Annotated in this window: 7 protein-coding genes; all 7 read left to right on the plus strand. The window is 70.4% G+C overall.

The genetic code is table 11. The features are described 5' to 3' along the window. The coding region (gene trpC, locus ACTHMF_RS02340) for an indole-3-glycerol phosphate synthase TrpC (RefSeq protein WP_440316141.1) at positions 1-720 on the plus strand (720 nt) is incomplete at its 5' end. Further along, complete coding sequence (trpB, locus tag ACTHMF_RS02345) at positions 720-1,931, plus strand: tryptophan synthase subunit beta (protein WP_440316142.1); 1,212 nt, start codon at positions 720-722, stop codon at positions 1,929-1,931. The genes trpC and trpB, both read left to right, overlap by 1 nt. Beyond that, positions 1,928-2,713 carry a tryptophan synthase subunit alpha gene (gene trpA / locus ACTHMF_RS02350; protein ID WP_314145885.1) on the plus strand — a complete coding sequence of 262 codons (786 nt, stop codon included), beginning with the start codon at positions 1,928-1,930 and terminating at the stop codon, positions 2,711-2,713. Before trpB ends, trpA begins: the two co-directional genes overlap by 4 nt. An 85-nt stretch (positions 2,714-2,798) precedes the next feature. After that, complete coding sequence (lgt, locus tag ACTHMF_RS02355; RefSeq protein WP_314145884.1) at positions 2,799-3,791, plus strand: prolipoprotein diacylglyceryl transferase; 993 nt, start codon at positions 2,799-2,801, stop codon at positions 3,789-3,791. A gap of 190 nt (positions 3,792-3,981) precedes the next feature. Next, positions 3,982-8,559 carry a glutamate synthase large subunit gene (gene gltB, locus ACTHMF_RS02360; RefSeq protein WP_440316143.1) on the plus strand — a complete coding sequence of 1,526 codons (4,578 nt, stop codon included), beginning with the start codon at positions 3,982-3,984 and terminating at the stop codon, positions 8,557-8,559. Between the two features lie 93 nt (positions 8,560-8,652). Next, positions 8,653-10,110 (plus strand): glutamate synthase subunit beta, encoded by a 1,458-nt coding sequence (locus ACTHMF_RS02365; RefSeq protein ID WP_440316144.1) that lies wholly within the window; start codon positions 8,653-8,655, stop codon positions 10,108-10,110. 60 nt (positions 10,111-10,170) lie between these two features. After that, on the plus strand, positions 10,171-11,049 hold an 879-nt coding region (gene pyk / locus ACTHMF_RS02370), incomplete at its 3' end, for a pyruvate kinase (protein ID WP_440316145.1).

Raw genomic sequence — 11,049 nt, forward strand, 5'->3', positions numbered from 1 at the left:
GCTGAGCGCCCGCTCGCCGTCGTCGAGGCGGCGGCCCTGGATCGCGCGCCCGCGATCGACGCTCTCGCGGCGCTCGCACCGGCCGAGCGCGTCAAGATCATCGCCGAGGTGAAGCGCGCGAGCCCTTCGCGCGGCGACCTCGCCGAGATCCCCGACCCCGCCGCGCTCGCCGCGCAGTACGAGGCGGGCGGCGCGAGCGCCATCAGCGTCCTGACCGAGGAGCGCCGGTTCCGCGGCTCGCTCGCGGACCTCGAAGCGGTGCGCGCCACGGTGTCGCTGCCTGTGCTCCGCAAGGAGTTCGTCGCCGAGCCGTACCAGGTCTTCGAGGCGCGCGCCGCCGGCGCCGACCTCGTGCTCCTCATCGTCGCGGCGCTCGAGCAGAAGCAGCTGGTCGCCCTGCACGACCTCATCACGCAGCTGGGCATGACCCCGCTCGTGGAGGCGCACACCGAGGACGAGCTGAGCCGTGCGTTCGACACCGGCGCGAAGCTCGTGGGCGTGAACGCCCGCAACCTCTCCACGTTCGAGCTGGATCGGGATCTGTTCGGCCGCCTGGCCGGCGCGTATCCGTCCGGCGTCATCCGCGTGGCGGAGTCGGCCGTCAAGTCGGCCGCCGACGTCGCGCACTACCGAGCGGTGGGCGCGGACGTCGTGCTCGTCGGCGAGGCGCTCGTCACGAGCGACCCCGTCGCAACGCTCGGCGAGTTCCTGGGAGTCTGATGTCCCTCCGTTCCGAAGAAGGTCCCTACTTCGGCGAGTTCGGCGGCCGGTTCGTGCCGGAGTCGCTGGTCGCCGCCCTCGACGAGCTCTCCGCCGCCTGGGAGGAGGCGAAGGCCGACCCGGCGTTCCAGGCCGAGCTGGACGAGCTGCACCGCAGCTACACCGGCCGTCCCTCCATCGTCACCGAGGTGCCGCGCTTCGCGCAGCACGCGGGCGGCGCGCGCATCATCCTCAAGCGCGAGGACCTGAACCACACCGGCTCGCACAAGATCAACAACGTGCTCGGCCAGGCCATCCTCACCAAGCGCATCGGCAAGAAGCGCGTCATCGCCGAGACCGGCGCCGGCCAGCACGGCGTCGCGACCGCGACGGCAGCCGCGCTCTTCGGCCTCGAGTGCACCATCTACATGGGCGAGGTCGACACCGAGCGCCAGGCGCTCAACGTCGCCAGGATGCGCCTGCTCGGCGCCGAGGTGATCGCCGTCAAGACCGGGTCGCGCACGCTCAAGGACGCGATCAACGACGCCATGCGCGACTGGGTCACGAACGTCGAGACCACCAACTACATCTTCGGCACGGTCGCGGGTCCGCACCCGTTCCCGGCGATGGTCAGGGACCTGCAGAAGATCATCGGCGAGGAGGCGCGCGAGCAGGTGCTCGCGCTCACCGGCCGGTTGCCGGATGCGGTCGCCGCGTGCGTCGGCGGCGGCTCCAACGCCATGGGCATCTTCCACGCCTTCCTGGACGACGAGGACGTGCGCCTGGTCGGCTTCGAGGCGGGCGGAGAGGGCGCGCACACCCCGCGCCACGCCGCGACGATCACCAAGGGCCGGCCCGGCGTCCTGCACGGCGCGCGCAGCATGCTGCTGCAGGACGAGGACGGCCAGACCATCGAGTCGCACTCCATCTCCGCCGGCCTCGACTACCCGGGCGTCGGCCCGGAGCACGCCTGGCTCGCGAAGATCGGCCGCGCCGAGTACCGCCCGGTCTCGGACGCCGACGCGATGGAGGCGCTGCGCCTGCTGAGCCGCACCGAGGGCATCATCCCGGCGAGCGAGTCCGCGCACGCCCTCGCCGGCGCGCTGGAGCTCGGCCGCGAGCTCGGCCCGGAGGGCATCGTCCTGGTGAACCTCAGCGGCCGCGGCGACAAGGACATGGAGACCGCCGGACGCTACTTCGGCCTGATCGACGAAGGAGCCGTGCAGTCGTGAGCCGCGTGGCAGACACCATCGCCCGCCGCAAGCAGGAGGCGGCCGGCGCGCTGATCGGCTACCTGCCCGCGGGCTTCCCCGACCTGGCCACCAGCATCGACGCCGCCGTCGCCCTCGCGGAGAACGGCGTCGACGTCATCGAACTCGGCCTGCCGTACTCCGACCCGGTCATGGACGGCACGGTCATCCAGGCTGCGACCCAGCAGGCCCTCTCGAACGGCTTCCGGCTGCGCGACGGCTTCACCGCCGTGCGCGAGATCACGCAGCGCGTCGACGTCCCGGTCCTGGTGATGACGTACTGGAACCCGGTGCTGCAGTACGGCGTCGACCGCTTCGCCGACGACCTGGTCGCCGCCGGGGGAGCCGGGCTGATCACGCCCGACCTGATCCCCGACGAGGGCACGGCGTGGCTGGACGCCTCCGACCGCACGGGCCTGGACCGCGTCTTCCTCGCGGCCCCCTCGTCGACCGACGCCCGGCTCGCCCAGGCCGTCGAGAAGAGCAGGGGCTTCGTGTACGCCGTCTCCACCATGGGGATCACCGGCGCTCGCAGCGACGTCGACTCCGCCGCCCGCACGCTCGTCGGCCGCCTCCGCGAGGCCGGCGCGACGAGCACCTGCGTCGGCCTCGGCATCTCCAGCGCGGCCCAGGTCGCGGAGGTCCTGGAGTACGCCGACGGCGCCATCGTCGGCTCCGCGCTCGTGAAGGCCCTGGCCGACGGCGGCGTCGACGCCGCGGGCCGCACGGCCGCCGAGCTCGCCCGCGGCACGGCGCGCGCGTAGGAGCGTCTTAGACTAAGTTGGCCGCGCGCACTCCTGCGCGGAATCCCTGAACGATCGAAAGGTGAGTCATCGGGTGGTTGCGACGATGAGCAGCTGGGTTGCCAGCATCCCGAGCCCTGGGCCCGAGTGGCAGCAGATCCCGATCGACATCTTCGGTCTGCACTGGCGCATCCAGACGTACGCGATCATGATCCTGATCGGGATCGTCGTCGCCGCGATCTGGACGTCGCGACGGCTGACCAAGCGCGGCGCTGAGCCGGGCGTCGTCCTCGACATCCTGCTCTGGGCGGTCCCGCTCGGCATCGTCGGGGCGCGGCTGTACCACGTGATCACGCACCCGGCGGACTACTTCTACGAGGGTGCCGACCTGTGGAAGGTCCTCTTCATCTGGGAGGGCGGGAACGCCATCTTCGGCTCGCTGATCGGCGGCGCCGTCGGCGCCTGGATCGGCTGCCGCTGGACCGGCCTGCGGTTCTGGACGTTCGCGGACGCCGTCGCCCCGGCACTGCTGCTCGCCCAGGCGATCGGCCGGCTCGGCAACTACTTCAACCAGGAGCTCTTCGGCCTGCCGACGAACGTTCCGTGGGGCCTGGAGATCGACGCAGGAAACAAGGCCATCCCGGTCGGCCTGCCGGACGGGACGCTGTTCCAGCCGCTGTTCCTCTACGAGATCATCTGGAACGTCATCGGCGTCGTCGTCATCCTCTGGCTGGAGCGGAAGTTCCGGCTGCAGTGGGGCAAGGTCCTCGCCGTCTACCTCATCTGGTACGGCCTGGGACGCTCCTACCTGGAGTCGATCCGCATCGACCCGAGCGAGTTCTCCTTCCTCGGCATCCCCACCAACGTGTGGGCCGCGTTCGCCGCCGTGGTGCTTGGCGTGATCATCTTCATCGTCCAGTCGAAGCGGCACACCGGGCTCGAGCCGAGCCCCTACGTCCCGGGTCGTGAATGGGTCCGGCCGGATGCTGAGGTAGACTCGGACGACACCGACCTGGATGACGAGCTCACCGACGAGGACGACGGAGAGACCGCCGGGTCGCAGAAAGCCACGGCCACAAGCCCCACCGGCTCGAAATAGCATCCCGCTCGTACCCAGATCCGCGGCACGCGATATCCGAAGCGTGACCCGCGTCAGCCCCACCTCCCGCACGCAGACCACCCGGGCCGCACACAGCCCGGGCGGAGCGGCGGATCACTCCCCGCAACGGGCCGATGGCGTCCCCGCACCCACATCCCCACATCCACGACACTGTGAGGACGGTCCCCAAATGGCGCTCACGCCACCCCACTCCCGGTTCGGAACCATCCCGGCCAAGCAGGGCCTCTACGACCCCGCCGCCGAGAAGGACGCCTGCGGTCTCGCCATGGTCGCGACCCTGCGCGGAACGGCCGGTCACGACATCATCGACGCCGCCCTGGAGGCGCTGCGCCACCTGGAGCACCGCGGCGCGGTCGGCTCCGACGCCGGAACCGGCGACGGTGCCGGCATCATCACGCAGGTGCCGGACGCGTTCCTGCGCGCCGTCGCCGGCGTCGAGCTGCCCGGCGCGGGCCGCTACGCGGTCGGCAACGCGTTCCTCCCCACCGATGAGGACGTGCGCGCCGAGGTGAAGGCCGCTGTGGAGGCGATCGCCGCCGAGCAGGACCTCGTCGTGCTCGGCTGGCGCGAGGTCCCGGTGCGTCCCGGCGAGCTCGGCAACCTGGCCCGCGCGGCCATGCCGGTCATCGAGCAGCTCTACGTGCAGAGCACGCGCACGGACGAGAAGGGCGAGCCGGTCGCCGGCATCGCGCTGGACCGCCAGACCTTCTTCCTGCGCAAGCGCGCCGAGCGCGAGCTGGACCTCTACTTCTCGTCGCTGTCCAGCCGCACGCTGGTCTACAAGGGCATGGTCACGACGCTCCAGCTGGAGCCGTTCTACCCCGACCTGTCCGACCCGCGCTTCGCGTCCAAGCTGGCGCTCGTGCACTCGCGCTACTCGACCAACACGTTCCCGTCCTGGCCGCTCGCGCAGCCGTTCCGGATGATCGCGCACAACGGCGAGATCAACACGGTGCAGGGCAACCGCAACTGGATGCGCGCCCGGCAGTCGCAGCTGGAGAGCGAGCTGCTCGGCGACCTGGACCCGGTGCTGCCGATCGTCACGCCCGGCGCGTCCGACTCGGCCTCGTTCGACGAGGTCGTCGAGCTGCTGTCGCTGACCGGCCGCTCGCTGCCGCACGCGGTGATGATGATGGTGCCGGAGGCCTGGGAGAACCAGACCGAGATCGACCCGGTGCGCCGCGACTTCTACGAGTACCACTCGATGCTCATGGAGCCGTGGGACGGCCCGGCGGCGATCGTCTTCACCGACGGCTCGCTCGTGGGCGCGACCCTCGACCGCAACGGCCTGCGTCCCGGCCGCTACGTCGTCACGAACGACGGCCTCGTCGTGCTCGCGTCCGAGATCGGCGTGCTCGACATCGAGCCGAGCCGCGTCGTGCGCAAGGGCCGGCTCCGCCCCGGCCGGATGTTCCTGGTCGACACCGTCGCCGGCCGCCTGATCGAGGACGACGAGATCAAGTCGGAGCTCGCGGCCGGCGCGCCGTACGGCGAGTGGCTCGAGCAGGGCAGGATCAACCTCAAGGACCTGCCGGAGCGCGAGCACATCGTGCACACCCCGGCCTCCATCACGCGCCGCCAGCGCACCTTCGGCTACACGGAGGAGGAGGTCCGCATTCTGCTGAAGCCGATGGCGACGACCGGTGCTGAGCCGCTCGGCGCGATGGGCTCCGACACGCCGGTCGCGGTGCTCTCCGAGCGGCCGCGCCTGCTGTTCGACTACTTCACGCAGCAGTTCGCGCAGGTGACGAACCCGCCGCTGGACTCCATCCGCGAAGAGGTCGTCACGACCATGAAGCTCGGCCTCGGCCCGGAGCGCAACCTGCTCACCGCAGGCCCGGAGCACGCCAAGCAGGTCGTGCTCGACTTCCCGGTGATCGACAACGACGAGCTGGCGAAGATCCAGCACATCGACCCGCGTCCCGGCAGCAGGCTGACCACCACGGTGCGCGGCCTCTACCGCTTCGACGCCGGGCCCGACGCCATGCAGCGCCGCCTCGCCGAGATGTGCGACGAGGTCGATGAGGCCATCGAGGCGGGCGCGCAGTTCCTCGTGCTCAGCGACCGCGACTCCACCAAGGACCTCGCGCCTATCCCGTCGCTGCTCATGCTCGCGGCGGTGCACCACCACCTGATCCGGGCCGAGAACCGGATGAAGGTGGGTCTGATCGTCGAGGCCGGCGACGTGCGCGAGGTGCACCACGTCGCGCTGCTGATCGGCTACGGCGCCTCCGCCATCAACCCGTACCTGGCGATGGAGACCTGCGAGGAGCTCGTCCGCAGCGGCATGATCACCGGCGTCTCGCCGGACAAGGCCGTCAAGAACGTGATCAAGGCGCTCGGCAAGGGCGTGCTCAAGATCATGTCGAAGATGGGCATCTCCACCGTCTCGTCCTACGCGGGAGCGCAGGCGTTCGAGGCGGTCGGCCTCAGCCAGGAGTTCGTCGACCAGTACTTCACCGGCACCACCAGCAAGCTGGGCGGCGTCGGGATCGACGTGATCGCGGCCGAGAACCTGGCCAGGCACACGAGCGCCTACCCGGCCGAGGGCGCGATCCTCGCGCACGAGCGTCTGGCGACCGGCGGCGAGTACCAGTGGCGCAGGGACGGCGCACCGCACCTGTTCAACCCGGAGACGGTGTTCCGCCTGCAGCACTCCACGCGCACGCGCCGCTACGACATCTTCCGCGAGTACACCAAGCTCGTGGACGACCAGTCCGAGGCGTTGATGACCCTGCGCGGGATGTTCGCGCTGAAGACGGGCGAGCGGAAGCCGGTGCCGATCGACGAGGTCGAGCCGGTCTCCGCCATCGTCAAGCGGTTCTCCACCGGGGCGATGAGCTACGGCTCGATCTCCAAGGAGGCGCACGAGACCCTCGCCATCGCGATGAACCGGCTCGGCGCCAAGTCGAACACCGGTGAGGGCGGCGAGGACCTCGACCGTCTGCTCGACCCCGAGCGCCGCAGCGCGATCAAGCAGGTCGCCTCCGGCCGGTTCGGCGTCACGTCGATGTACCTGACGCACGCGGACGACATCCAGATCAAGCTCGCCCAGGGCGCGAAGCCCGGCGAGGGCGGTCAGCTGCCGCCGACCAAGGTGTACCCGTGGGTGGCGCGCACCCGGCACGCGACCGCGGGTGTCGGCCTGATCTCGCCGCCCCCGCACCACGACATCTACTCGATCGAGGACCTCAAGCAGCTGATCTTCGACCTGAAGCGGGCGAACCCGGGCGCGCGTGTGCACGTCAAGCTCGTCAGCGAGTCGGGCATCGGCGCGGTCGCGGCGGGAACCGCGAAGGCGCTGGCCGACGTCATCCTGGTCTCCGGGCACGACGGCGGCACCGGGGCGTCCCCGGTCAACTCGCTCAAGCACGCGGGCACCCCGTGGGAGCTCGGCCTGGCCGAGACCCAGCAGACGCTCATGCTCAACGGGATGCGCGAGCGCGTCGTCGTGCAGGTGGACGGCCAGCTGAAGACCGGCCGCGACGTGATCGTCGGCGCCCTGCTCGGCGCCGAGGAGTTCGGCTTCGCGACCGCGCCCCTGGTGGTCTCCGGCTGCATCATGATGCGCGTGTGCCACCTGGACACCTGCCCGGTCGGCGTCGCGACCCAGAACCCCGAGCTGCGCTCCCGGTTCTCCGGCAAGCCGGAGTTCGTCGTGAACTTCTTCGAGTTCATCGCCCAGGAGGTGCGCGAGTACCTGGCCGAGCTCGGCTTCCGCAGCCTCGACGAGGCGATCGGCCACGCCGAGCTGCTGGACGTCGACCGCGCGATCGAGCACTGGAAGGCGTCGGGCATGGACCTCTCGCCGATCCTGCAGGGCCCGGAGTTCGCCGACGACGCGCCGCGCAAGAACGGCCGCGCGCAGGACCACGAGCTCGACGAGCACTTCGACAACCAGCTGATCCAGGCCGCGCAGGACGTGCTCGCGAACGGCGGCACGCTTCAGCTGTCGCTCCCGATCCGCAACACCGAGCGCGCGGTCGGCACGATGCTCGGCCACGAGGTCACGGTCCGGCACGGCGAGAACGGCCTGCCCACCGGGTCGATCGACATCACGCTCACCGGGTCCGCCGGCCAGTCGCTCGGCGCGTTCCTCCCCGCCGGCATCACGCTGCGGCTGGAGGGGGACTCCAACGACTATGTCGGCAAGGGCCTCTCCGGCGGCCAGATCGTCGTGCGGCCGCCGCAGGGCAGCGTGTTCCCGGCGGAGCGCAACGTGATCGCGGGCAACGTGATCGGCTACGGCGCGACCCAGGGCAGCATGTTCATCCGCGGCATCGTCGGCGAGCGCTTCCTGGTCCGCAACTCCGGTGCGACCGCCGTCGTCGAGGGCGTCGGCGACCACGCGCTCGAGTACATGACCGGCGGCCTCGCGGTGATCCTCGGCGGGACGGGCAGGAACCTCGGCGCCGGCATGTCCGGAGGCACGGCCTACGTCTACGAGCTGAAGCGGGACCGCGTCAACCGCGAGTCCCTCGCCAGCGGCGAGCTCGAGCTGCTGCCCCTCGGCAGCGCCGACATCGAGATCGTTCGCGACCTGCTGGAGAAGCACCGGGCGGAGACCGGCTCCGCCCTCGCCGCCCGGATGCTCGAGGACTTCGACGCGACCGTGTCGAAGTTCGTCAAGGTGCTGCCGCGCGACTACGCGGCGGTGCTGCAGATGCGGCAGGAGGCCGTCGACGAGGGGCTCGACCCCGACGGCGACATCGTGTGGAACCGGATCCTGGAGGTGACCGCTCGATGATGCTGTCTGATCGTGAAGCTGTTCTCGAATTGGAGGTGACCGGCTCGATGATGCTGTCTGACCCCAAGGCTGTTCTCGAACTGGAGGTGACTGGTGGCTGATCCCAAAGGGTTTCTGAAGACGACCGAGCGGGAGCTGCCCAAGCGCCGTCCCGTCTCCGTGCGCCTCATGGACTGGAAAGAGGTCTACGAGGCGGGCGACCCTGCGCAGCTGCGCCGGCAGGCCGGCCGCTGCATGGATTGCGGCGTTCCGTTCTGCCATCAGGGCTGCCCGCTGGGCAACCTGATCCCGGAGTGGAACGACCTGATGTGGCGCGGGGAGGGCCGTCAGGCCATCGAGCGCCTGCACGCGACGAACAACTTCCCCGAGTTCACCGGCCGGCTCTGCCCAGCGCCGTGCGAGTCCTCGTGCGTGCTCGGCATCAACCAGCCGGCCGTGACGATCAAGCAGGTCGAGGTCTCGATCATCGACCAGGCGTGGCAGAACGGCTGGGTGCAGCCGCACCCGCCGGAGCGGCTCACCGGCAAGACGGTCGCCGTCGTCGGCTCGGGCCCCGCCGGCCGCGCTGCGGCCCAGCAGCTCACGCGCGCCGGCCACCCCGTGGCCGTGTACGAGCGCGACGACCGCATCGGCGGCCTGCTGCGCTACGGCATCCCGGACTTCAAGATGGAGAAGAAGCACCTGGAGGCGCGCCTCAACCAGATGATGGCCGAGGGCACCCGCTTCCGCGCCGGCGTCGACATCGGCACGGACATCTCCTGGTCCGACCTGCGCGCCCGCTACGACGCCGTGGTCATCGCCACCGGCGCGATGGTGCCGCGCGACCTGCCGATCCCCGGCCGCGACCTCGCGGGCGTGCACTTCGCGATGGAGTACCTCGTCCAGCAGAACAAGGCGGGCGCCGGTGACCAGGTCGCCGACCAGATCACCGCGGACGGCAAGCACGTCGTCGTCCTCGGCGGCGGCGACACCGGTGCGGACTGCATCGGCACCGCGCACCGCCAGGGCGCGGCCAGCGTCACCAACCTCGCCATCGGCAAGCAGCCGCCGAGCGAGCGTCCGGCGCACCAGCCGTGGCCGACGACGCCGACGCTGTTCGAGGTGCAGACCGCGCACGAGGAGGGCGGCAACCGCGAGTTCCTGGCCTCCACCGTCGAGTTCCTCGCGAACGAGTACGGCGAGGTGCGCGCGCTGCGCGTCGCGGAGACCGAGTACCTCGACGGCCGCCGCGTGCCGAAGGCGGGCACCGAGCGCGAGATCCCCGCGGACCTCGTGCTGCTCGCGCTCGGTTTCACCGGCCCGGAGCAGGACGACATCGCGGCGCAGCTGAACGTGCCGTTCGACGAGCGCGGCAACGTCGCGCGCGGCGGCGACTACCAGACCAGCGAGCCGGGCGTCTTCGTCGCGGGCGACGCGGGCCGCGGCCAGTCGCTGATCGTGTGGGCGATCGCCGAGGGCCGCGCAGCGGCCGCCGCCGTCGACCGGTATCTTGAAGGGGAGACGCAGTTGCCGGCTCCGGTCCGTCCCACGGACCGCGGCATCCTGGTCTGAGTCCCCTCCACCACGAGAACGCGCCGTCAGGGGCGCGAGAATCACGGAGCAAGTAAAAGCATGAGAAGGGCGAAAATCGTCGCGACCCTCGGGCCGGCGACGTCCAGCTACGACAACATCCGCGCGATCATCGACGCGGGCGTTGACGTGGCCAGGATGAATCTGAGCCACGGCAGCTACGAGGTGCACGAGGGGGTCTACGCGAATGTTCGCAAGGCCGCCGAGGACGCCGGGAAGCCGGTCGCGGTCCTCGTCGACCTCCAGGGTCCGAAGATCCGCCTCGGCAAGTTCGAGGCCGGTCCCTACGACCTCGCAGAGGGTGACATCTTCAAGATCACCACCGAGGACATCATCGGCACCAAGGAGATCTCCTCGACGACGTTCAAGGGCCTGCCCCAGGACGTGAAGCCGGGCGACTTCCTGCTGATCGACGACGGCAAGGTGCGCGTGCGCGTCATCGAGACCGACGGCACCGTCGTCACCACCGAGGTCATCGTCGCGGGTCCGGTGTCCAACAACAAGGGCATCAACCTGCCGGGCGTCGCGGTCAACGTTCCCGCCCTGTCCGAGAAGGACGAGGCGGACCTGCGCTGGGGTCTGAAGCTCGGCGCCGACATCATCGCCCTGTCGTTCGTGCGCAACGCCGCGGACATCCAGCGCGTGCACGAGATCATGGCCGAGGTCGGCCGCAAGGTTCCGGTCGTCGCCAAGGTCGAGAAGCCGCAGGCGGTGGATGCGCTCGAGGAGATCATCGAGGCGTTCGACGCCATCATGGTCGCCCGCGGCGACCTGGGCGTCGAGCTGCCGCTGGAGGCGGTCCCGATCGTGCAGAAGCGCGCGGTCGAGCTGTCCCGCCGCGCCGCGAAGCCGGTCATCGTCGCCACCCAGATGCTGGAGTCGATGATCTCGAGCCCGGTCCCGACCCGCGCCGAGACCTCC

Origin of the sequence: Leifsonia sp., assembly GCF_051955155.1 — a bacterium.
Classification (GTDB): domain Bacteria; phylum Actinomycetota; class Actinomycetes; order Actinomycetales; family Microbacteriaceae; genus Leifsonia.

Excerpts from the sequence above, each read along its gene's own strand:
- trpB (WP_440316142.1), top strand. The coding sequence starts at position 720 with ATGTCCCTCCGTTCCGAAGAAGGTCCCTACTTCGGCGAGTTCGGCGGC.
- lgt (WP_314145884.1), top strand. The coding sequence starts at position 2,799 with ATGAGCAGCTGGGTTGCCAGCATCCCGAGCCCTGGGCCCGAGTGGCAG.
- gltB (WP_440316143.1), top strand. The coding sequence starts at position 3,982 with ATGGCGCTCACGCCACCCCACTCCCGGTTCGGAACCATCCCGGCCAAG.